Annotated in this window: 19 protein-coding genes and 1 tRNA gene; 9 read left to right on the top strand and 11 right to left on the bottom strand. The window is 72.1% G+C overall.

Features of this window, described 5'->3' with window-relative positions; genetic code table 11:
* Positions 1 to 22: 22 nt before the first annotated feature.
* From mreB to IF04_RS0102070, 6 genes are all read left to right on the top strand, one after another.
* Positions 23 to 1,141: a rod shape-determining protein gene (gene mreB, locus IF04_RS0102095; protein WP_030249890.1), complete on the top strand. Its 1,119-nt coding sequence runs from the start codon at positions 23 to 25 to the stop codon at positions 1,139 to 1,141.
* A gap of 312 nt (positions 1,142 to 1,453) precedes the next feature.
* Positions 1,454 to 3,010 (top strand): sensor histidine kinase, encoded by a 1,557-nt coding sequence (locus IF04_RS0102090; protein ID WP_030249888.1) that lies wholly within the window; start codon positions 1,454 to 1,456, stop codon positions 3,008 to 3,010.
* The gene (locus IF04_RS0102085) at positions 3,007 to 3,414 is read left to right on the top strand and encodes a roadblock/LC7 domain-containing protein (protein ID WP_030249885.1); all 408 of its coding nucleotides are present in this window, start codon (positions 3,007 to 3,009) and stop codon (positions 3,412 to 3,414) included. The genes IF04_RS0102090 and IF04_RS0102085 overlap by 4 nt, the downstream gene beginning before the upstream one ends.
* A complete protein-coding gene (locus tag IF04_RS0102080; protein WP_030249882.1) occupies positions 3,411 to 3,773 on the top strand; it encodes a DUF742 domain-containing protein in 363 nt (120 codons plus the stop codon). The genes IF04_RS0102085 and IF04_RS0102080 overlap by 4 nt, the downstream gene beginning before the upstream one ends.
* Positions 3,754 to 4,434, top strand: a complete 681-nt coding sequence (locus IF04_RS0102075) for a GTP-binding protein (RefSeq protein WP_245654241.1) — start codon at positions 3,754 to 3,756, stop codon at positions 4,432 to 4,434. Before IF04_RS0102080 ends, IF04_RS0102075 begins: the two co-directional genes overlap by 20 nt.
* On the top strand, positions 4,431 to 5,837 hold the full coding sequence (locus IF04_RS0102070; RefSeq protein WP_030249877.1) for a cytochrome P450: 1,407 nt from the start codon (positions 4,431 to 4,433) through the stop codon (positions 5,835 to 5,837). Before IF04_RS0102075 ends, IF04_RS0102070 begins: the two co-directional genes overlap by 4 nt.
* A gap of 145 nt (positions 5,838 to 5,982) precedes the next feature.
* Here the strand turns inward: IF04_RS0102070 and IF04_RS0102065 are convergent, their stop codons facing one another.
* The 6 genes from IF04_RS0102065 to IF04_RS0102040 form a co-directional block, all read right to left on the bottom strand.
* Entirely contained in the window at positions 5,983 to 7,101 is a 1,119-nt protein-coding gene (locus IF04_RS0102065) for a terpene synthase family protein (protein WP_051830580.1), read from the bottom strand.
* Between the two features lies 1 nt (position 7,102).
* The gene (locus IF04_RS0102060; protein WP_030249871.1) at positions 7,103 to 8,008 is read right to left on the bottom strand and encodes an SAM-dependent methyltransferase; all 906 of its coding nucleotides are present in this window, start codon (positions 8,006 to 8,008) and stop codon (positions 7,103 to 7,105) included.
* A gap of 311 nt (positions 8,009 to 8,319) precedes the next feature.
* Positions 8,320 to 10,053 (bottom strand): glycoside hydrolase family 13 protein, encoded by a 1,734-nt coding sequence (locus IF04_RS0102055; RefSeq protein ID WP_078599717.1) that lies wholly within the window; start codon positions 10,051 to 10,053, stop codon positions 8,320 to 8,322.
* Positions 10,050 to 10,898, bottom strand: a complete 849-nt coding sequence (locus IF04_RS0102050) for a carbohydrate ABC transporter permease (protein ID WP_030249865.1) — start codon at positions 10,896 to 10,898, stop codon at positions 10,050 to 10,052. Before IF04_RS0102050 ends, IF04_RS0102055 begins: the two co-directional genes overlap by 4 nt.
* Positions 10,895 to 11,878 (bottom strand): carbohydrate ABC transporter permease, encoded by a 984-nt coding sequence (locus IF04_RS0102045; RefSeq protein WP_078599715.1) that lies wholly within the window; start codon positions 11,876 to 11,878, stop codon positions 10,895 to 10,897. Before IF04_RS0102045 ends, IF04_RS0102050 begins: the two co-directional genes overlap by 4 nt.
* Positions 11,875 to 13,203 carry an extracellular solute-binding protein gene (locus IF04_RS0102040; RefSeq protein WP_157847592.1) on the bottom strand — a complete coding sequence of 443 codons (1,329 nt, stop codon included), beginning with the start codon at positions 13,201 to 13,203 and terminating at the stop codon, positions 11,875 to 11,877. Before IF04_RS0102040 ends, IF04_RS0102045 begins: the two co-directional genes overlap by 4 nt.
* A 246-nt stretch (positions 13,204 to 13,449) precedes the next feature.
* Between IF04_RS0102040 and IF04_RS0102035 the strand changes: the two genes are divergently transcribed.
* Both IF04_RS0102035 and IF04_RS0102030 read left to right on the top strand, forming a co-directional pair.
* On the top strand, positions 13,450 to 14,496 hold the full coding sequence (locus IF04_RS0102035; RefSeq protein WP_342668103.1) for a LacI family DNA-binding transcriptional regulator: 1,047 nt from the start codon (positions 13,450 to 13,452) through the stop codon (positions 14,494 to 14,496).
* A 176-nt stretch (positions 14,497 to 14,672) separates the two neighbouring features.
* The gene (locus IF04_RS0102030; RefSeq protein WP_030249855.1) at positions 14,673 to 15,188 is read left to right on the top strand and encodes a hypothetical protein; all 516 of its coding nucleotides are present in this window, start codon (positions 14,673 to 14,675) and stop codon (positions 15,186 to 15,188) included.
* Positions 15,189 to 15,258: 70 nt separating this feature from the next.
* Here the strand turns inward: IF04_RS0102030 and IF04_RS0102025 are convergent, their stop codons facing one another.
* The 5 genes from IF04_RS0102025 to IF04_RS0102005 form a co-directional block, all read right to left on the bottom strand.
* Positions 15,259 to 16,191 (bottom strand): ribonuclease BN, encoded by a 933-nt coding sequence (locus tag IF04_RS0102025; protein ID WP_211259755.1) that lies wholly within the window; start codon positions 16,189 to 16,191, stop codon positions 15,259 to 15,261.
* Positions 16,192 to 16,245: 54 nt separating this feature from the next.
* The gene (locus IF04_RS0102020; RefSeq protein WP_030249849.1) at positions 16,246 to 17,307 is read right to left on the bottom strand and encodes a glucose 1-dehydrogenase; all 1,062 of its coding nucleotides are present in this window, start codon (positions 17,305 to 17,307) and stop codon (positions 16,246 to 16,248) included.
* Between the two features lie 351 nt (positions 17,308 to 17,658).
* Positions 17,659 to 18,153: a DUF3592 domain-containing protein gene (locus IF04_RS0102015; RefSeq protein ID WP_157847591.1), complete on the bottom strand. Its 495-nt coding sequence runs from the start codon at positions 18,151 to 18,153 to the stop codon at positions 17,659 to 17,661.
* Between the two features lie 33 nt (positions 18,154 to 18,186).
* Complete coding sequence (locus tag IF04_RS0102010) at positions 18,187 to 18,900, bottom strand: hypothetical protein (protein ID WP_030249844.1); 714 nt, start codon at positions 18,898 to 18,900, stop codon at positions 18,187 to 18,189.
* Between the two features lie 141 nt (positions 18,901 to 19,041).
* Positions 19,042 to 19,114 (bottom strand) — tRNA-Arg (locus IF04_RS0102005).
* A 311-nt stretch (positions 19,115 to 19,425) separates the two neighbouring features.
* On the opposite strand from IF04_RS0102005, the gene IF04_RS0102000 reads away from it, so the two are divergent.
* On the top strand, positions 19,426 to 21,369 hold the full coding sequence (locus IF04_RS0102000; protein ID WP_051830576.1) for a dynamin family protein: 1,944 nt from the start codon (positions 19,426 to 19,428) through the stop codon (positions 21,367 to 21,369).
* Positions 21,370 to 21,398 lie beyond the last annotated feature (29 nt).

Genomic DNA, 21,398 nt, shown 5'->3' with positions numbered 1-21,398 from the left:
AAAGCGAGCGAGCGAACTCCTCATGGCCAGCACTTCCTCCGGCGGTACGTACGACATAGGCATCGACCTCGGGACGGCCAACACCCTGGTCTACGCCCGCGGCAAGGGCGTGGTGCTCAACGAGCCGTCCGTGGTCGCCGTGAGCGCGGCGGGCGACGTCGTCGCGGTCGGCACGGAGGCCAAGCGCACCATTGGCCGCACCCCGTCCGGCATCACCGCGATGCGGCCGCTCCAGGAAGGCGTGATCGCCGACTTCGACGCCGCCGAGCGGATGCTGCGGGGGCTGATGAAGAAGGCGCTGCCGGGCCGCCGGTTCTCCCGGCCGCGGGTGGTGATCTGCGTGCCGTCGGGCATCACCGGCGTCGAGCGGCGCGCGGTCATCGACTCCGCCAAGCGCGCGGGCGCCCGCGAGGTGCAGCTCATCGAGGAGCCGATGGCGGCCGCGATCGGGGCCGGGCTGCCGGTCGCCGAGCCGGTGGGCTGCATGGTGGTGGACATCGGCGGCGGCACGACCGAGGTCGCGGTGGTCTCGATGGGCGGCCTCGTCACCGCCCAGTCCGTACGGGTCGCGGGCGACGCGATGGACGCGGCGATCACCGCGTACGTGAAGAAGAAGCACGCGCTGGCCATCGGGGAGCGCACCGCCGAGGACCTCAAGATCGCGATCGGCTCGGCGCTGTGGACGCCCGAGGAGGCCGGCGTACCGGAGCCGCCCGCCGACGACGCGGACGAGACGGTGGAGCGCGCCGTGCCCGTACGCCGTGACGCCTGCACCGTCCGCGGCCGCGACCAGGTCAACGGCCTGCCGCGGTCCCAGGAGATCACCGCCGAGGAGATCCGGCAGGCGCTCGCCGAGCCCGTCGACGCGATCGTCCAGGCCGTCCGGCGCACCCTGGACGCGTGCCCGCCCGAGCTCTCCGGCGACGTCATCGAGCACGGCATCGCGCTCACCGGCGGCGGGGCGCTGCTGCGCGGCCTGGACCGGCTGCTGAGCGAGGAGACCGGCGTGCCCGTCGTGGTCGCCGACGACCCGTTGCACTGCGTCGTGGCGGGCACCGGCAAGTGCGTGGAGGAGTTCGCCGCCCTGCACGGTCTGCTGGCGGACGCCAAAACACGGCCGCGGCGGACCGTACGCCTGTGAGCTGACGCCCGCTGAGTGTGCCGTGCGGTCAACTCCCTTGCCCGCACGGCGTGCTGGCGTTTTCGTCACCGTCCGGAGGGTGACATCGCGGCCCCTGTGAGGTGTGCGCCAGGCGGACGGTGGTGTCCGTTCAGCGGGTCTACAGCCCTTCACCTGCGGGGACATGACCCGGCGTCAAGGAGTGATCAAGTCCGGTTATGCTGAAGGCGGCTCAGCGTATTGGCAGTTACTCATGGTGACTTGTGTGTTGACGCTGCCCTCACCGCTGCGCCCGTGGACTTCCCCGTATCTTTCGATTGGTTGAGGGTGCTGATGGTTCGAGAAGGATCGTCGCCCGGAGGGCTGCGACCCGCTTCGGCGCTCGGGTGGATACTGCCGGCGGCACTCACCGTGATCGCCGCGGTCGTCGCCGCCGTCCTGGTCCCCTCCGCCGCGCTGACGCCGGTCCTGTGGACGGGCGGCGTCGCCACCGTCGCAGTGGCGCTGCTCTCCGCCGAGGTCGCCCGCCGCGGCCGGGCGCTGACGGCGCTGCGCCGCAGCTCCGACGCGCAGGCCGCGGTGCTGGCCCGCCAAGAGGCCGCGACCGTACGGCTCGCCGAAGGGCTGCTGCCCGAGGTCGTCACCCGGCTCGGTCAGGACGAGTTCCCCGAGGACGTGCTCGCCTCGATGACGGAACGGCTGGCCCAGGAGGCCCGCGAGTCCGGTCTGACCCCCGAATTCGCCGCGGCCCACGAGGCGGTGCTGCGCTCCGTCCTGGACGCGGTCGTCGCCGAGGAGGACCTGCGCGAGTCCGCCCAGCGCGCGTTCGTGAACATCGCCCGCCGCGTCCAGGCCATCGTCCACCAGCAGGCGCAGGAACTGCGCGGCATGGAGGACCGGCACGGCCAGAACCACGAGGTCTTCGGCGACCTGCTCCGGCTGGACCACGGCACCGCGCTGATCGGCCGCCTCGCCGACTCCATCGCCGTACTGGGCGGCGCCCGCCCCGGCCGCCAGTGGAGCCGCGCCGTCCCGCTGTTCAGCGTGCTGCGCGGCGCGATGTCCCGGATCATCGACTACCAGCGCGTCGAGCTGCACTCCGTCTCGGAGGTCGCGGTCGTCGGCACGGCCGTCGAACCGCTCATCCACGCGCTCGCCGAGCTGCTGGACAACGCCACCCGCTACTCCCCGCCGCAGACCCGCGTCCACCTCACCGCGGTCGAGGTGCAGTCCGGCATCGCCGTCGAGATCGAGGACGGCGGCGTCAGCATGAGCGAGGAGGCCCGCAAGCGGGCCGAGCGGATGCTCCAGCAGGCCCAGGAGGGCATCGACGTCAACGACCTGGGGGAGACCCCGCGGCTCGGCCTCGCGGTCGTCGGCCGGCTGGCCCAGGCGTACAACTTCCAGGTGTCGCTGCGCACCTCGGCGTACGGCGGCGTGCGCGCCGTCCTCATCGTGCCGCAGGACCTGATCACCACCGCGCCCGCCACCGGCCGGGCGCACGGCATCGGCGCCTCCTCCGGGCCGCTGAGCGAGCGCACCGAGCACCCGGCGGCGCGGCGCCCGGCCACCGGCCCCGTGCCCTCGGCGCCCGCGGCGCTGCCCCGGCCCGAGGACACCCAGGACGACGTGCCGGTGGTGACCGGACGGACCGCGAACGGGCTGCCCCAGCGGCGCCGCAAGTCCCGCGCCACCGCGCCGGCCCAGCCCGCGCCGCAGGCGCCCACCGCCCCCGACACCGCAGACCACCGGTCCTCCGCGTCGGAGCCCGCCCCCGAGGTGCAGCCCGGCATGTGGCTGGCCGCCTTCCAGAGCGGTCTCTCCGGAGAATCGGGCGGGGCCGCCGGGCCGAAGAGTGACGAGTCGTCGGAAAAGAGTGAGTTGCCATGATTCAGCACCGGGCCAACATGGACTGGATGCTCAAGGACCTGGCGGAGAGCGTCCCGCAGACCCGCAACGTCGTCGTGCTGTCCTCGGACGGCCTGCGGATGGCCCAGTACGGCACGGACACCGACACCGCCGACCGGCTGGCCGCCGCCTGCGCGGGGCTGCAGTCCCTGGCCGGCGCGGTGTCCGCCGAATTCCCGCACAGCGACGGCAAGATGCGCATGGTCGTCATCGAACTGGACGGCGGCTTCTTCTACTTGATGGCGGCCGGTGCGGGCGCCTACCTCGCGGTGCTGGCCGACGAGGGCGTGGACGCCGGACTGATCGGAATGAAGATGCGCGACCTGGTGGCCCGGATCGGCGAGCACCTCAGCAGCCCGCCGCGCGGCGAGGGATCGGCCGCGTGAGCGGAGCGGGCCAGGATTGGGAGGACGAGAGCCCCGAACGGCTCTACGTGATCACCGGCGGGCGCTCCGGCGCCGCCGCACAGACCTTCTCCCTCGACCTGGTCACGCTGATCGTGGCCAAGGCCGCCCCGCGACCGGGCATCCAGCCCGAGCACGCCGCGATCATGCGGCTGTGCCACTCCCCGCTGTCGGTGGCGGAGCTCTCCGCCTACCTGAAGCTACCGGTCAGCGTGGTCACCGTGCTCCTGGGTGACCTGCTGGCCGACGGGCGGGTCGTGGCGCGCGCGCCCGTACCGCCCGCAGAACTTCCGGACCGTTCCCTTATCGAGGCGGTGATCCATGGACTTCAACAGCTCTGACCCGGCCGCCGGGCAGGCGCTCGCCGAGCAGCCCGTGGCAGGGCAGGCGCTCGCCGCGGAACCGGTCGCCGGGCCGCGGAGCGAGGACGCGCTGCCGGACTCGGCCACCGCCGCGGTCAAGGTGGTGATCGTGGGCGGCTTCGGGGTCGGCAAGACGACCCTGGTGGGCGCGGTCAGCGAGATCCGCCCGCTGACCACCGAGGAGACGATGACCCAGGCCGGCGTCGGCGTCGACGACACCCTGGGCATCGAGCGCAAGACCTCCACGACCGTCGCGATGGACTTCGGGCGCATCAGCCTCAACGAGGAGCTGGTGCTCTACCTCTTCGGCACGCCCGGCCAGCAGCGCTTCTGGTTCCTGTGGAACGGCCTGTTCGACGGCGCGCTGGGCGCGGTCGTCCTGGTCGACACCCGCCGCCTGGAGGTCAGCTTCGACGTCATCGGCCGTCTGGAGGAGCGCGGCGTGCCCTTCGTCGTCGCGATCAACTCCTTCCCGGAGGCGCCCAAGCACGACGTCGAGGAGCTCCGCGAAGCGCTCGACCTCCCCCCGGAGGTCCCGATCGTGGACTGCGACGCCCGGCTGCGCACGTCCAGCCGGGATGTCCTGATGACGCTCATGCACTACCTGCACCACCTCGCCGTCACCTCGGAGGCATCGTGACCACGCCCCCCACTCCGCCGCCCGGGTGCCCCGCGCACGGCCTGGGTCCCGACGGCGTGCGCCGGCTGTACGGTCCCGAGGCCGAGGCCGACCCGACGGGCCTGTACGAGAAGCTGCGCGCCGAGCACGGCACGGTCGCGCCGGTACTGCTCCAGGGCGACCTGCCGGCGTGGCTGGTGCTCGGCCACCGCGAGAACCTGGACGTGGCCCGCACGCCCTCCCGCTTCTCGCGGGACTCCCGCCGCTGGAGCGCGCTGCGTACGGGACAGGTGCCGGCCGACCACCCGCTGACCCCGGTCACCGCCTGGCAGCCGGTGTGCAACTTCGTCGACGGCGCCGACCACGAGCGGCTGCGCAACGCCGTCACCGAGTCGCTGGCGCGCTTCGACCGGCGCGGCATCCGCCGGTACGTCACCCGCTTCGCCGGCCAGCTCATCGACGAGTTCGCGGGCGCGGGCCAGGCCGACCTGGTCTCCCGGTTCGCCGAGCATCTGCCGATGCTGGTGATGACGCAGCTGGTGGGCATGCCCGAGTCGTACGGGCCCCGGCTCGTCGACGCGGCCCGCGACATGATCAAGGGCACCGAGACCGCGGTGGCCAGCAACGAGTACGTCATGACGGCGCTGCGGGAGCTGGTGGCCAAGCGCCGCGCGCAGTCCGGGCACGACCTCGCCACCTGGCTGATCGAGCACCGCTCGCAGCTCTCCGACGAGGAGATCGTCCAGCACCTGCGGCTGGTCCTGATCGCCGCGTTCGAGACCACCTCGAACCTGATCGCGAACACGCTGAAGATGGTCCTCACCGACCGCCGCTTCCGCGCCAGCCTCTCGGGCGGCCATATGACGCTGCCGGATGCGTTGGAGCAGGTGCTGTGGGACGAGCCGCCGCTCACCACGATCCTGGGCCGCTGGGCCACCGGCGACACCACGCTCGGCGGCCGCGACATCAAGTCGGGCGACCTGCTCCTGCTGGGCCTCGCGGCCGGCAACGTCGACCCCGAGATCCGGCCCGACCTCACCACGCCCGTGCACGGCAACCGCTCGCACCTCGCGTTCAGCGGCGGCCCGCACGAGTGCCCGGGCCAGGACGTCGGCCGCGCCATCGCCGACACCGGCATCGACACGCTGCTCAACCGCCTGCCGGACATCCGGCTCGCGGTCGGGGCCGAGGACCTGCGGTACGTCTCCTCGCTGATGTCCCGGCACTTGGTCGAGCTGCCGGTGGCCTTCACGCCGCGCCCGGCGGGCGGCGGCAAGGCGTCCGGCGCGGGCACGGTGCTGCCGGCGCAGCGCCGTTCGGAGCCGATGCCGGCCGCGGCCGCGCCCGCCCGGTCGGCCGCCCCCGCACCGGCCGGTGACCGTCCGCAGCGCGGCTTCTTCGCCCGGCTGTTCGGCGGCCACTGAGCGGCCACCGACCGGTTACTGGGGCACGGCGCACGAGAGCCGGCCGTACGGAGCACCCGTACGGCCGGCTCGTCGCTTTCCGTTTCATGGCTCGTCCTCCCGGCGTACGGCCGAGGTACACCGGAGACTTGCCGTGCGCGCGGGATCAGCCGCGCAGCTGGTCCCACCACCACGTGATCGACGGGATGGCGGGCGGCGTCGTGGCCGGGTCAGTGGGGGTGTCCCGGTAGGTGACGTGGTACGAGGCGCCGGGCACGGGCAGCGGGTTGCGGTTGCGCGGGCTGGCGTAGCGGGGCGCGTTGTTCTGCCAGATGATGCAGCCGGACACATAGTCGCTGAGCGATTCGAGGTAGCGCGCCAGCATCGGGTCCGCGTCCTTTGCCAACTGCTCGCGCAGCCGCAGGAACAGCGTCATCACCCGGTCCCGGATGCCGACCGCGTACGGCACGGCCTCCAGCGGGGTGATGCCCTTCTCGTGCGCGATGACGTTGACCAGGTTCTGCTCCGGCTGGTCGAGGTGGTCCTCCTTGGCGTACGAGAAGAGGTCGTTGTCGCTGCTGACGACGAACCCGGCCGCGTCCGTGAAAGCCTGCACGGGCGCCGAGTACAGCACCTCCGGCGGTACGTCGATGCCGTTGGCGGCGTCGCACCAGGCGAGCGTGAAGCGCGTCCCGTTGGTCGAGACGGTCATGGCCGCGAAGTCGTTCAGCGCGGGCATGATGCCACGCTCGGCGTTGGCGGTCTGCCAGCCCGCTCCGAAGAGCCAGTCGCGGGTGCCGTCCATGAAGCGCTTGAGCCGGTACGGGCCAAGCAGCGTCCGGGTCCGGGCGACCAGGTCCTCCAGGGCCCAGGTGAGCGGGTTGGAGGGGAGCATGGCGGAGCCGGGGTACTCCAGGGCGCGGATCAGCCGGGCACTGTGGTCGGCGATCTTCGCGGTACCGGTGGCGTTGTCGCCGTCGTCGTGCCAGTCGTCCACCGCGTTCGCCCAGTAGTTCCACTGGATGAAGAGCAGCATGGCGTCCTCGGCGCCGCGCGGGATGATCCGGCTGGTGAACTCCGCGCTGTGGGTGGCCAGTCCCCACGCCCGCTCGGTGGGGTCGGGGTACAGGCCGTAGTCGTCGATCCACTCGACGGCCTGCTTCTCCAGCAGCTCCGCCTGCGCGTGCAGGTCCGTACGGCGCTCGATGGGGCAGTAGAACGGCGGCAGCTGCCAGCCGATGGCCGACGGACGGCCGCGGTCGGCCGTGATGCTGGTTGTGCTCATGTCAGCGATCTCCGAGACGGAAGAGGAGCAGACGGGTCTCGACGGCGTGGTCCCGCCAGATCCGGAAGAGCTTGCCGTGCGTGCGCTCGGACTCCATCAGGCGCTCGCGGCGGATGGGGGAGGGGATGCCGGTGCGCTCGGCGGTCTCCAGCTCCGCGGTGGTCCACGCCATGGACTGCACCCAGAACTCCGCGACGCGGTCGGTGATGTCCTCGTCCTGCTCCAGCTCGAAGCCGGCGGCGCGGGCCGCGTTGATGTACTCGGTGAGGGTGCCCAGCCGGGTCTTGTAGTACCCGTCGATGAACTCGGTCCACTCCGGGCGGCAGACGAAGTGCTCCTGGATGCCGAACCAGCCGCCCGGGCGCAGCGCCTTGGCCACGACGGAGAACAGCCGCTCGCGGTCCATGTACCCGGAGGACTCGATGGCCACGGCCGCGTCGTAGGCACGCTGCTCGCGCAGGTCGTGGATGTCGCCGAGCGCCGCGGTGACCCGGTCCTGGACGCCTGCCTGCCGTACGAAGTCCCGCATGATGGGGACGTGTTCGCCGGTGACGGTCAGGCCTTTGACGTGGGCGCCGTACTCCTGCGCCCAGTAGATCGAGCCGCCGCCGACGCCGCAGCCGATGTCGAGGAGGTCGCGGGGCGGCGCGGCGGGCACGCCCCAGGACTTCGCCGCGTGGTTCAGGACGGCCTCCTGGGACTCCAGGATGCGGCGGCGTATGACCCGCTGGGACACGGTGGTGTTCGGCGTCGCGTCAGCCTCGAACATGCCCATGTGGAAGTGGACGCGCGGCCCGGGGCCGTACTTATGCAGGATGTCCGCGGTCTTCCGTGAGTAATACAGGGGAACTTGTGCCTCGTCGAAGCCGATGGCCGTGGCGTCTTCGACGACGAGGTCGTTGTCCATGAATCATCTCCGGTTGTGAAACCGGCCGGTGCCGAGATGCAGCAACCGGCCAGGGGGGTGTGGGGACCTGCACGCGAGTGCGGTCAGGGTCTGCCCCTAGTTGATCAGGAACAACCCATAAATGCTCATCACGTGACCAGCGTCATACACGAACCGGAATTCTCGCCTCAACTGGGGCGCGCGCACTGGACGGTAACCCTCGAAAGGGGCATTGACGTGCAGCGTTACGTCAGGCTAATTGCCGGTAAGCGCACGAAAACGGGCCGGGGGAGGCCCTCCCGGCCGCCCCGGCCCGCCGACCTGCCGCCCCGTCAGTTACCGTCGCGCAGCCAGACTGTGGTATCGGGAGGAAGCTGTCGGTCCGTCAAGGAACTGCTGGCCAGAAGTAGTTCACCGGACGGCAGCGCCACCGCCCGCCCCGACAGGTTCGTCAGGCAGCGCCAGCCGGTCGACCGGGCGAAGTGCACGATCCCCGCGGCGCCGTCCTCCGTCGCCTCGTCCGGAGCCGAGAGCCACTCCAGCGACTCGTCGCCCTGCAGCTCGCGGCGGAGCCGCAGCGCCGACCGGTACAGCTCCAGCGTCGAGTCCTTCTCGCCGTGCTGCGCCGCGACCGACAGCTCCCCGAAGGAGGGAGGCTGCGGCAGCCAGGCACCGCCGGGCCCGAAGCCGTACGAGGAGCCCTCCCGGGTCCACGGCAGCGGCACCCGGCAGCCGTCCCGCCCCTTGCGGGTGTGGCCCGTCTGCTCCCACACCGGGTCCTGCAGCGCCCCGGCCGGTAGGTCGGCCACCTCCGGCAGGCCCAGCTCTTCGCCCTGGTAGAGGTACGAGGAGCCGGGCAGCGCCAGCATCAGCAGCGTCGCGGCGCGCGCCCGGCGCAGCCCCAGCGCCCGGTCCTCGGCCGGCCGGGCGCCGCCGGACAGCAGCCAGGCGTCGGTGTCGGTGCCCGGCGGCAGCGCGAGCCGGGAGGCGTGCCGGATCACGTCGTGGTTGGAGAGCACCCAGGTCGCCGAGGCGCCCGCGGCGGCCGCGGTGGCCAGCGACTCGGTGATCACCTTGCGCAGCGCGGCGGCCGACCACTCGGCCTGCAGATACTCGAAGTTGAACGCCTGCCCCAGCTCGTCGGGCCGGGTGTACAGCACCCGCCGGGAGTTCTTCACCCATGCCTCGGCGACCGCCATCCGCGGCGGCGTGTAGGAGTCCATGATGACGCGCCAGTCCCGGTAGATCTCGTGCACCTCGTCCCGGTCCCAGTGCGGATGGGTGCCGTCCGGCAGCAGGTCGTGGTCGCCCTTGAACTGGTTCTCGCCCATGTCCCGCAGCGGCTCGGCGAGGTCCTTGGCCAGCCCGTGCGCCACGTCGATGCGGAAGCCGTCCACCCCGCGGTCGGACCAGAAGCGCAGCGTGCGCCGGAAGTCCTCGCGCACCTCCTCGTTGCTCCAGTCCAGGTCCGGCTGCTCGGGCGCGAAGAGATGGAGGTACCACTGGCCGTCCGGCACCCGCCGCCAGGCGCTGCCGCCGAACCGGGAGACCCAGTCCGAGGGCGGCAGCTCGCCGTGCTCGCCGCGCCCGTCGCGGAAGACATACCGTGCGCGGGCCGCCGAGCCGGGCGGCGACGCCAGTGCCTCCTGGAACCAGACGTGCTGGTCGGAGGTGTGGTTGGGCACCAGGTCCACCAGGATCTTCAGGCCCAGCCGGTGCGCCTCGGTGACCATCGCGTCGAAGTCGGCGAGCGTGCCCAGCCGCGGGTCGACGTCCCGGAAGTCGGCCACGTCGTACCCGCCGTCGGCCAGCTCCGAGGGGTAGAAGGGGCTCAGCCACAGCGCGTCCACGCCGAGCGAGGCCAGATGGGTCAGCCGGCTCGTGATGCCGGGCAGGTCACCGATGCCGTCGCCGTCGCTGTCGGCGAAGCTGCGCGGATAGACCTGGTAGATGACGGCCTGCCGCCACCAGTCGGGGTCCTGCGAGGACAGGTCGGGGGAGGCGGGGTCGGTCACGAATGCTCCTTCGGGAAGCGGATCGGACACATCAGTAGGTGAGTCGGTCATCCCTTGACCGCGCCATCGGTCAGGCCGGAGAGCACGGCGCGCCGGAAGATCAGGACGAGGAGGGCGATCGGCACGGTCGCCGCCATCGCCCCGGCGAAGATCGTTCCGTACGGGATCTCGTACTGGCTGCTGAAGAGTGCGATGCCCACCGGCACGGTCCGGTAGGCGTCCTCGCTGTTGAACGTGAGCGCCATCAGGAACTCCGTCCAGGTCGCGGTGAAGGTGAACACCCCGGCGGTGAACAGCGCGGGCCGGGCCTGCGGCAGGATCACCGACAGCAGCGCCCGGGTCGGCCCCGCGCCGTCCACCGTCGCCGCCTCCTCCAGCTCGTACGGGATGGACAGCAGCGAGTTCCGCAGGATCCAGATCGCGAACGGCAGGTGGAAGGCGGTGTACGGGATGATCAGGCCCCAGTAGCTGTTGAGCAGGCCCAGCTCGCGTTCGACCAGGTACAGCGGGGTGACCACGGCGATCGTCGGGAAGACGGAGATCATCAGCAGGCCCGTCATCACGGGGCCGCGGCCACGCATCGGCGTGCGGGCCAGCGCGTACCCGGCGAACAGCCCGAGCCCCAGGACGATCGCGGTGGCGCTGACGGCCACCACCGCGCTGTTGAGCAGATAGCGGTCGAAGCCCGCGAAGCCCAGCGCCTGCCGGTAGTTCTCGAGGGTGGGGTGGAGCGGTACGGGCGTCGGAGGCAGGCTGCCGTTCTCCCGCGCCGTCTTGAAGGACGTGACCGCCATCCACAGCAGCGGCAGCGCGGTCACCGCCACCAGGACCAGCGCGCCGAGGTTCACCACGTTCACATAGCGGCGCACTCCCGTACGCCGGCGGCCGCGCCTCATGCCGCGCCCCCTTCGTCGACCTGGCTGCGGAACATCCGCAGGAACAGCAGACAGCCCGCGATGACCAGCACACCCGTACTGGTGGCGATCGCCGCGCCCATCCCGATGTCGAGGTTCTGGAACAGCGTCTTGTAGCCGAGCACGGCGAGCGACTGGGTGGCCGTTCCGGGGCCGCCCTGCGTCAGTACGAACGGCAGGTCGAAGATCCCGAACGCCTGGAGCACCCGGAAGAGGACCGCCACCGACACCACGGGGCGCAGCGCGGGCAGGACGACGTTCCAGAACGTGGCCCAGGCCCCGGCGCCGTCCATCTCGGCCGCCTCGTACCGCTCCTTCGGGATGCGGACCAGCCCCGCCAGGATGATCACCGCGACGAACGGCGTGGTCTTCCAGATGTCCGCGACCGCCATGCCGGTGATCGCGGGTACCGGCGTGCCGAGGATCACCGGCGGCTGGTCCAGGACCAGCCCGAAGAGCCAGGTCACCGCGCCGAACGTGGCGTCGTAGAGGAAGTCCCACAGCTGCGCCGAGACCACCGTGATCAGCGACCAGGGGATCAGCAGCAGCGCGAGGATCCAGCCCCGCCCGGCCTCCAGCCGGTCCAGCAGCACCGCGGCCGCGATGCCGAGCGCGATCTCCACGGCCACCGTCACCAGCGTGTACCCGACCGTGAAGGCCAGCGCCTCCAGCCACACCGGGCTCGCCAGCATCGTCGTGTAGTTGCCGAGCGTCCACTCCTCGACGCGGACGCCGCCGAAGGTGAAGCGCACGTCGCTGAAGCTGAGGATGACGGAGTAGACCACCGGGAAGAGCGTCACCAGCGCGATCACGGTGAGCGCGGGGGCGGTGTAGAGCCAGCCGGTACGGGCCCGGCGGCGCGCGATGCCGGCCGGGGGACGGGTCTTTCGGTTCTTACGGGTGGCAGGCTCGGGGCGGCGCGGCGCGGGCCGGGCGGCCGTAGGCGTCGGGGATACCGTCACAGCGCCTCCCCTCGGAGCGCCGCGCGCAGGTCGCCGCGGGCCCGGGCCAGCGCGCGCGGCACGCTCGTGCCGCCGCTGAGCGCCTCGTTGACCCGGGTGAACACTGCCTTGCTGACCATCGGGTACTCCGGGGTCCGGGTCGGCCGGGCGACCAGCCGCACCTCACGGGCCAGCGCGAACGCCGGGTTGGACGACCGTGCCACGGCCTTGCCGCGCAGCTGGGACAGCAGCGGCGGCAGCACGGCGGCCTCGCGGGCCAGGATCGACTGCCCCTCCTCCTCGGCGAGGAAGCGGGCGAACGCCAGCGCTGCGCCGAGGTTCCGGGAGTGCGGATTGAGGTAGTTGCACCAGCCGCCCAGGCAGCTGCGGCCGCCCGTGCCGTCCTCGAAGCCGGGCCGCCGCATCACTCCGATCCGGCCCGCCACCTGCGAGGACGCCGGGTTGTCGGCGACGCCCCAGGCGTACAGCCAGTTGCGCAGGAACACCGACCGGCCGCTGGTGAAGGCGTCCAGGCTGTCCTGCTCCACGAAGGTCGTCACCGAGGACGGGGAGACGCCGCGCGCGATCAGCTCCCGGAGGTAGGACACGGCCCGGACGCCCGCCGGGCTGTCGAAGGTGACCGTGCGCGCGTCGGGGGAGAGGATGCTGCCGCCCGCGTCGGCGACCAGCTCCGCGACGTTCGCGGTGAGCCCCTCGTACACCGTGCCCTGCCAGACGAACCCGAGGTCGGCGTCGCCCGCCCGCTGGATCTTCGCGGCACTGGACGCCAGCTCCTCCCACGAACCGGGCGGCCGCAGCCCGTGTTTGTGCAGCAGGTCCTTCCGGTAGTAGAGGAACGCCTCGTCCAGGTAGAGCGGGAAGGCGTACACCGAGCCCTGGTACGTCAGCGCCCGCACCAGCTCCTCGGGATAGCGCTGCCAGTACCCCTTCGGCAGCAGCGGATCGAGCGGCAGCGCCAGCGAGTTGTACGCGAACTGGGCGGGCCAGGCGATGTCGCCCATGTAGACGTCGGGGGACGGGCTGCCGCTCGTCACCTGCGTGGTGAGGGTCGCGCGGGCCACGTCCGTGGTCGGCGGCGCGGCGATCAACTGCACCGCGATGTTGCGGTACTTCCGGCGGAATGCCCTGACCAGCACGGGCCTCAGGTCGCTGCCGTCGCGGGCCGCCACCCGCCCGGCCCACCAGCGGATGGTGACCGGGCCGCGGGGTATCTCTGCGGCTCCGGAGAGATCGGGGCCGCGCGCGACGGCCCGGCCGCAGCCGGTCGTGGCGGCCAGCGCGGCGGCGGCCCCGGTGGTGGTGCGAAGGAGGGATCTGCGGCTCAACGGCATGACGATGCGCTCCTGATGGAGGGGTGGGATCGCTGCTGCCTGACAATGCTTGCACGCTAGAAGTGGGCCCAGAGGCTGTCAATGGACCGCGCAGCATCGAAACGGCCGCTCTCCTGCGGACCTCTCGCCCGAAGTGCAGGGGCGAATGGTGGTGTTGGCGCGAATTGCCGGACATCTCCCGGTGGTAACGCTGTCATCGACCGGGTTCATGTCCCCTACACCTGTGCTACGTTCCGGACCATGCCTCCAGCGCAGCGCCACCCCACCATGGCCGACGTGGCCGAACGGGCGGGGGTCTCGGTCTCCACGGTCTCGCGGACCCTGCGCGGGCTGTCCACGGTTTCGGACGAGGCCAGGGAACGGGTGGAGGCGGCCGCCCGCGAGCTGTCCTTCGTCATATCCCGCCAGGCGTCCAGCCTGGTCACCGGCAAGACGGGCACGGTCGCCGTGCTCGCGCCCACCCTCGGCTCGTGGTTCGTCGGCCAGGTGCTGCGCGGCCTCAGTGAAGTGCTGCGCGACGCGGGCCTGGACCTGATGGTCTACAGCGCCGCCGACCTCGCCGAGCGCGCCGCCTTCTTCGACCGGCTCCCGGCCCGCCGCAACGCCGACGCCCTCCTGGTCGTCTCCTTCGACCTGACGGAAGCGGAGTTCGCCCGGCTGGACGGTCTGGGCGTGCCGGTGGTGTACGTCAGCCAGCACGCGCCGGGCCGGGCGAGCGTGTACGTCGAGGACGTCGCCGCGGCCCGCGCCGGCACCCGCTATCTGCGGGGCCTCGGTCACCGCCGGATCGCCTTCGTCCGCGCGTCCCCCGACACCGGCTTCACCTGCAGCTCGCGCACCCGCCTGTTCGGCTACCGCGAGGCGCTGGCCGAGGCACAACTCCCGTACGACGACGAGCTGGTGGTCGCCACCTCGCGCGGCCGGCGCAACACCGCGGAGGCGGTCGGGCGGCTGCTCTGCCTGGCCGACCCGCCCACCGCGGTCTTCGCCGAGACCGACGAGATCGCCATGGAAGTGCTGTGGGTGCTGCGCTCCTCCGGCATCGACGTGCCCGGCCGGATCTCCGTCCTCGGCTTCGACGACCACGACCACGCGGAGTGGCTGGACCTCACGACCATCGCGCAGCCGGCCGTCGACGTCGGCCGCGCGGCGGGCACCCTGGCCCACACCCTCATCGACGATCCGGCCACGGATCCGGCGCGGCATGTCGTGCTGCCGACGTGTTTGATTCCGCGGGGGACTACGGGGCCTGCGCTGTTCCAGGAGCCGGACGCCGGGGAGGCGTGACCGGTCTCCGGGCCTGGTTCCCCAACTCGTCCGAACCGAGCACGCTGAAGAGGCCGTCCCGGGGAACCGGAGATGACACACCGGGTCGAATACAACCCTTCCCAGGCATATGAGTGTCCTATCCAGTGGGCCCTCGGACTCAGGGCCCACCGTTCATCCTGGGGGAAGGACTCACCATGCGAAGCACCCGTCCCGCGCGCCGCCGCACCGCCGTCATCGGTACGGCCGTCGCCGCGCTCCTCACCGCCTCCGCGGCCATCCCGGCGTTCGGCGCCACCACCGCGCCGCCGCCCGTCCGGCCGGCTGCGCAGACGGAGGTTCAGCCGGCACGCGGCGGCAGCCCCGAATCGACCGTGGACCGGGTCGCGAACTTCTACGGGGCGTACATCGACGCCGTCTACGACGAGGACGGCCGGCTCGCCCGCGAGCTGCGGAACCACTACCTCCGCAGCGACCTGCGCAAGCGCCTCGCCGACTGGGAGGCGAAGAACCACGCGGACGGCGTCCTGCGCGCGCAGAACGTCCCCGCCAAGTGGTCGGTCAAGTACGACGGTTCCGGTACCGGCAGCTCGTACACGATCGTCACCCTCACCTGGGACTCGGGCAGCCACCCGAGCACGTCCCGGCTGGCGGTCCGCAGCTCCCTGGAGACCCGCCAGATCACGGACATCAAGGCGGCGCCGGGGAAGTGACGCGCGGGTGCGCGGCGCTGCGTCTGACGGCCGGCGGCCGACGGTCGTCGCGGGCCGCGGGCGCAGGCGGTCACGGAAGGTGCGGGGGCTCGTCGGGGGGCGGGTCCCCGTCCCGTGTGCGCCGGGGCGCGCGGTGGTGGACGTAATGGATCACATGGCGCTCCGGGTGGTCGTGGAAGTGCCTCCCCAGCAACGCGCCGCCGAAGACCACGAAGCCGACCCCGACCAGCCAGCACTCCACTATCAGCACGGTGCCCACGGCGCCGTAACTGACCGCGTTGGTGACGATGAGCGGCGCGAACACCAGGTACGAGAAGGCGCGCAGCCCGACCAGGCCCGCTATGGTCGCGACGGCACCCGGCAGCAGCGCCCGCCACGCGACCTGCTCGCCGAGCAGGAACCGCTGTCCCCACCAGAAGAAGAGCACGCCGGCCACGAGGTTCAGCCCGATCCGCAGCGGTTCCGGCACGGTGCCCCGGGACTGCACCTCGGCGTAGAGGTACGCCATCAGGACGGCCAGCCAGACGGTCTGCCGCCAGGCCCGGTGCCACGGGCCGACCGACAGGCTCCAGGTCTTCTCGTACCCGGTCTGCACGCTGCCGGCGAAGGTCAGGCCGAAGACGGCGAGCGCGACGAGGCTGAACACACCGGTCGTCGCGACCGCCTGGCGCGGCGCGGTGAAGACGCTCTGCACGGCGTCCGCCGAACGCCCCGACAGCGCCATGCCGTCGACCAGCCAGAGGGCGAAGCCCCGCTGCTGGACCGGGAAGGCCGCCGCCACCACGATCAGCAGCGGCACGAGCGTGACCAGCCCGAGCGCCCCGAACGCCATCGAACGGTGGAGCAGCTCCAGCTCGACACCGCGCTGCCGGAACCGCCGCACCCGCAGCCGACTCCGCAGCCGGCGCACCGGATGCCGGCGCACGGAATGCCGGCGCACCGGATGCCGACGCCGCCGCCCGGGCGCGTCGCCCCGCTCCGAGGGCGAAGGAACCGACGTCATGCCCTCCTCGATCCACTCATCCGCCCACGCATCCACTCATCCGCCACTCATCACTCATTCATCGTGGTCGTCCATCGTGATGATGACTTTGATGTCGTCGTCCCGCGCGGTGAACGCCTCCGGCGCGCGGGAGAGCGGCACCCGCCGGGTGATCAGGCGCTCCAGCCAGCCGGGGTCGGCCGCGGCCAGCGCCTCCGCGGCCTGCCGGTAGTGCCGCAGATTCGCGTTGACCGAGCCCACCACCGCGTCGTTCTCCAGGACCAGATCCCGGTTGACGGTGCCCGCGTCGATCGTGAGCTGCCGCCCGGCCGGCGAGACGCCGGTCAGGCAGACGATCCCGTACGCGGCCGTCCCGGCCATCGCGTCGAAGACCAGCCGCCCGGCCCCGGTCGCCTCGATGACGACATCCGGCCGGAGCGCCTCCGTGACCCGGTCGATGTCCTCCGCGTGGTACGTCGCGCCCAGATCGCGCACCAGCCCGGGCTTCGGGCCGTCGGTGACCCGGTCCAGTACGTGCACGTCGAGACCCCGCTGTACGCCGAGGAGCGCGGCCAGCAGCCCGATCGGACCCGCGCCGGTCACCAGCACCCGCCGGGGATCGAACCAGGCCCGGCCACCGACCCGTTCCACCTGTTCCCACGCCTTGGCCACCACGGTGGTGGGCTCCATGAGCACCCCCACCCGCCGCAGCCCGGCGTCCAGCCGGACCGCGTACTCGGGCTCCACCGTCCACGCCTCGCTCGCGTAGCCGTCGCGCTCCTTGATGCCCCGCTCGGTGTAGCGGCCGTTCCGGCACATGTCGAACTCGCCCCGCGCACACGCCCCGCACGGCTCCGGATCGGGCCGCCGGACCACGCCCACGACCAGGTCACCGCGGCGGAACCCGCTCCCGGCCGGCGCCTCCCGCACGCACCCGAGCGACTCATGCCCAAGCACGAGCCGCTCCCTCCCTGGCGGCGCCGCCCCGTACTCCCCGGCCACGATCTCCTTGTCCGTACCGCACACCCCAACGGCAAGCCCATCCACCAGCAACTCCCCGTCCCCGACGACGGGCCCGGCCACCTCCCGCACTTCCAGCGAACGGGGCTGCAAGGGCCGGATGGTCAGCGCGCGCATACTCACAAGCCTTTCGTCGGTGGGTGGCGGCCGGGGCCTAGAGCCGGTGGTCGGTCGGTGGCCGCTGGGCCGGTGGCGGACCGGTGGCCGGCCCGCCACCGTCGGCGGGACACGGCGAGTACCCGCGTCGCCCCGCTCCAGACCCGCGCTCCAGCCCGCCGACCCTCGAAGCACCCGCCCGACCCCCCATTCACCCCCACACCGGCCCCACCGTCACCCCCACACGCCGCTGCCCCCACCGGACCCCACCCACGGACGCACTACCTCCCCCGTCTGCCGCCGCCCACCCCCGGAACAACAAAAAGGCCCCCCGGAGCGGAGGGCCTTCGATCTCTTCCTTCGGTCACCTTGTCACTGTCCTACGCGTTCTCCCCCCCCCCGACTCACCCGTACGCAGCCCAACGTTCCCGCCACGATGGTCAGCGCTGCCAGGCCGCCGATTGTCCCCCTGTACGCACCGGCATCCAGGTCCACCTCCGTGTCCACGTCCTCCAACGGAGCGGCTGCGCCCTCGGGGTCGTACAGCACGCGCAGTTTGTCGCCCGGCTCAACCGAATCAGGGTCGCAGCCGTCCGTCATCCGAGGGGAGATCTCCCGGCCGTCGCGGGTGCGGAGTGTGCACTCGTCGGTCTTGCCGCCATCGACCTCGACCACGACGGCCTCGGCCCACCGGCCCCGCTTCTCCAGCCCCCGCTCGTCACCGGCCGATTGGGTGATGATCGCCAGCACGATCGCGGCAGGAAGGGCAACGGCGAGCGCCCCGACGGCCAGCTTCGGCGTCTTCTTGTGAGTGACGTGGCGAAGCAAGAAGCCCGGCACCGCGGTCCCCTCCTGCCACGAGCCCATGGACGAGCGTACGGGGTACGGAACCCAGCTTGATCAAGGGCAGTCCCGTCGCTGCGCGCGATCCAACTCCCGCCTGTCCGCCCGAGCCCGGACGGCTCGTTCCCGCGAGGACCAGCTGTAGCGCCCCGCGTACTTCTTGACCGGGGCCCAGGCGAAGAGTCCTGCGACGACCAGGCACGGCAGCAGCACAAGATCGGTCGGGTCCGAGAGGTCGGCGAGGAGGGCCACCGCGAGGATGAGGGTCACGAGCAGGACGGGGGCCGCGTAGAAGAAGCGGCCGTGCGGGTACCCCTGCGTGCCGTAGCGCAGCGGGAACTCCGCATCGTGACCGCGGTCGACGGCTGCCCATTGCCGCAGCAGCTCGAAGCGTTGAACGGACCTCTTGCGCAGCGCACGCAGAACGAGGAGGGCGGGTACGGCGAGAACGGCGAGCATCACCACACCCAGCGCCGTCTCCACCGCGACGTCGGTGGAGACGCCCGTCTCGGATCCGGCGGCATCGATCACCATGGCGGGGACCATGCCGACGGTGAGCGTCACCAGGCCCGCACACAGCAGGAAGACGATCGCTCGGCCGCGCGACAGATCCTCACGGATCAACGCACCGAGGGCGTCCGCCTGGTCCCGCAGCCGGGACGCACGATCCGGCCAGCTGTCCGGTGCGCCGGGTGACGCCGGCAGGGGAGCACTCCGGAAGGGGAACGTGCGGGCGGGCGCCGGGGGGTGACCGTTGGTGGTGTTCGTCATGTCCGTTCCTGTGTCTGTCCGTGCCCACCGATCTGTGTCGGTGCCCACCGATCACCGAGGGAGTGGCCAGCGCCTCCGTGCGGGTGGTCGTAGGTACGCTGACCAGCAAAAAGACCCTCCCGTGGGGAGGGCCTCGATGAGCGCCCCCGGCAGGACTCGAACCTGCGGCCAAGTGCTTAGAAGGCACCTGCTCTATCCACTGAGCTACGGGGGCCGGGTGTGGGCGTGGATCACGGACCGCGGACCAGGATAGGGGGCCGCGTGCCTCGTCCCGGTTGCTTCACCTCCGTGGCACGTTGTGGAGGTTCAGTGAAGCGGTCCCGATAATCGCAGGCAGGTACGAATTCTGCATCGGTTTTGGCGCCTCGTGGGACGGGTGTTGTGCACTCGTTATGCCTGAGCCCCTCCTGTCGCGGGCGCCACACGCGCCACACATCCCATTTTGTGCTGGTTCGTACGGCGCGCACATGGGGCTATACGCTTCAAAAAGCCATCGAAATTGGGCATTCTTCACATGTGGCGACCTTGGACGTAGGACCCCGGATCATCGACGCGCTCTCCGTGCTGCGTGACCGCGTCGCCGCCGCACGCTTCCCGCTTCCGCTCCCAGGGGTCGCGCGCGCCCGCCGCGACCGCGCCGAGTTGCTCGCTCACCTCGACGACTATGTGATGCCCCGTTTGCGCGCTCCTCAGGCACCGCTGCTCGCCGTCGTCGGCGGGTCCACCGGCGCCGGCAAGTCCACGCTGGTCAATTCCCTGGTGGGGCGGCATGTGACGGAGGCGGGCGTGCTGCGGCCCACGACCCGTACGCCCGTACTGGTGTGCCATCCGGACGACCGGCACTGGTTCACCGGGCCCCGCGTTCTCCCCGACCTCGTGCGCGTGTGGATGCCCGAGCAGGGGAGCGGCACAGGCCACGCGGGGGCGTATGGGAGCGCCCTCTACGGGGGTGAGAGTGAAGAGGGGGCGGAGCTCTATGAGGACGAAGGGGACAGTGGCGATGCGGGCGACGGGCCGGCGCCGCTGCGTATCGAGACGGACTGCGGCGTCACCAGGGGGCTCGCCCTCCTGGACGCTCCGGACATCGACTCCCTCGTGGCGCGCAACCGGGAGCTCGCCGCGGAACTGATCTGCGCGGCGGACGTGTGGGTGCTGGTCACGACGGCCTCGCGGTACGCGGACGCCGTGCCCTGGCACCTGCTGCGCACCGCCAAGGAGTACGACGTCACGCTCGTCACCGTGCTCGACCGGGTGCCGCACCAGATCGCGCCCGACATCGCGGGCCGGTACGCGGCGCTGCTCAACCGCGCCGGCCTCGGGGACGTGCCGCGCTTCACCATCCCCGAGCTGCCGGAATCGGCGGGTGGCGGCAGCGGCCTGCTGCCCGCCACCGCGGTAGCCGCGCTCCGCGCCTGGCTGGAGCGCCACGCCGAGGAGCCCGTGGCGCGGGAGGCGGCCGTGGCCCGTTCCGTGGCCGGGGCGGTCACCTCGTTGCGCAGCCGGCTGCCGGCGCTGGCCGGGGCGTCCGCCGCCCAGCACGCCGCCGCGGTCCGGCTGGCCGACCGGGTCGACGACGCGTACGAGAAGGCGGCCGTACGGGTACGGAGCGCTGTCGCCGCCGGCGAGGTCCTCTCGGGGGACGCGCGCGCCCACTGGCGCGACCACGCACTCGGGGGCCGCCCCGACGAACTGCTGGACGCGCTCACCCGCGGGCTCACCTCCCTCTTGTGCTGCGCGGTGGAGGAGGCGGACGAGCGGATTGCGGAGGCGTGGCGGCGGGAGCCGGCGGCGGGAGGGCTCGGCCCACTGGGGGACGCCGGTACCAGTGCCGGTACAGGTACAGGTACAGGTACCGCTGCCTCCCGGGAGGCCGGTATCGCTGCCCCCGGGGCGGCCGTAAGCGCTGCGTATGGGGAGGCCGGAAACGCCGGACATGGAGAGGCCGGTACCGCCGCCGGACGGCTCGGCATTCTTGTGCGGCGCTGGCGGCGCTGCCTGGAGGAGCTCGCGGAGGACGAGGTACGCGAGGTGCGGGCGACGCGGGAGGCGTCCGGGGACGTACGCGGCGTGTTCGGCGGCGTACGGGCACTGACGCGCGACGTGCGCGGCGTACCGGGGGAAGCACGCGGGCCGGAACGGGCAGGGGCCGCCGTACCGGAGGAAGCGGCGGCGCTGCTCGCCACCATGTTGCTGGGCGGCCGCCGGGCCCGTACGGCGGGCGAGAACCTCGCCGAGCTGCTCGGCGCGCACGGAGCGCTGCGGCTGCGCGACCGGGGCGGCGCGCTGCTGGACACGTACCTGGACCGGGCGCTGGCGGGCGAGCGGGAACGCAGGCTCGCCCCACTGGACGAGCTGACCGTGCCCCCAGAGCAGCAGGCGGGGCTGATCGCCGCCCTGTCGGCGCTGCGCAGGGAGCCGGTACCGGGGCCGGCGTCGGGGCCCGCCCCGGAGGGGGCGATGGCCAGGTGACGGAGACGCCGGCCATGGAGATGCCGGTG

It is taken from the genome of Streptomyces violens (assembly GCF_000717745.1).
Classification (GTDB): domain Bacteria; phylum Actinomycetota; class Actinomycetes; order Streptomycetales; family Streptomycetaceae; genus Streptomyces; species Streptomyces violens.
This window is presented reverse-complemented; position numbering and strand designations above follow the sequence as displayed.

Coding starts and splice junctions, on each gene's coding strand:
- mreB (WP_030249890.1), top strand. CDS start 23: ATGGCCAGCACTTCCTCCGGCGGTACGTACGACATAGGCATCGACCTC.
- IF04_RS0102090 (WP_030249888.1), top strand. CDS start 1,454: ATGGTTCGAGAAGGATCGTCGCCCGGAGGGCTGCGACCCGCTTCGGCG.
- IF04_RS0102085 (WP_030249885.1), top strand. CDS start 3,007: ATGATTCAGCACCGGGCCAACATGGACTGGATGCTCAAGGACCTGGCG.
- IF04_RS0102075 (WP_245654241.1), top strand. CDS start 3,754: ATGGACTTCAACAGCTCTGACCCGGCCGCCGGGCAGGCGCTCGCCGAG.
- IF04_RS0102065 (WP_051830580.1), bottom strand. CDS start 7,101: ATGAGCACAACCAGCATCACGGCCGACCGCGGCCGTCCGTCGGCCATC.
- IF04_RS0102060 (WP_030249871.1), bottom strand. CDS start 8,008: ATGGACAACGACCTCGTCGTCGAAGACGCCACGGCCATCGGCTTCGAC.
- IF04_RS0102055 (WP_078599717.1), bottom strand. CDS start 10,053: ATGACCGACTCACCTACTGATGTGTCCGATCCGCTTCCCGAAGGAGCA.
- IF04_RS0102050 (WP_030249865.1), bottom strand. CDS start 10,898: ATGAGGCGCGGCCGCCGGCGTACGGGAGTGCGCCGCTATGTGAACGTG.
- IF04_RS0102035 (WP_342668103.1), top strand. CDS start 13,450: ATGCCTCCAGCGCAGCGCCACCCCACCATGGCCGACGTGGCCGAACGG.
- IF04_RS0102030 (WP_030249855.1), top strand. CDS start 14,673: ATGCGAAGCACCCGTCCCGCGCGCCGCCGCACCGCCGTCATCGGTACG.
- IF04_RS0102025 (WP_211259755.1), bottom strand. CDS start 16,191: ATGACGTCGGTTCCTTCGCCCTCGGAGCGGGGCGACGCGCCCGGGCGG.
- IF04_RS0102020 (WP_030249849.1), bottom strand. CDS start 17,307: ATGCGCGCGCTGACCATCCGGCCCTTGCAGCCCCGTTCGCTGGAAGTG.
- IF04_RS0102015 (WP_157847591.1), bottom strand. CDS start 18,153: ATGGGCTCGTGGCAGGAGGGGACCGCGGTGCCGGGCTTCTTGCTTCGC.
- IF04_RS0102010 (WP_030249844.1), bottom strand. CDS start 18,900: ATGACGAACACCACCAACGGTCACCCCCCGGCGCCCGCCCGCACGTTC.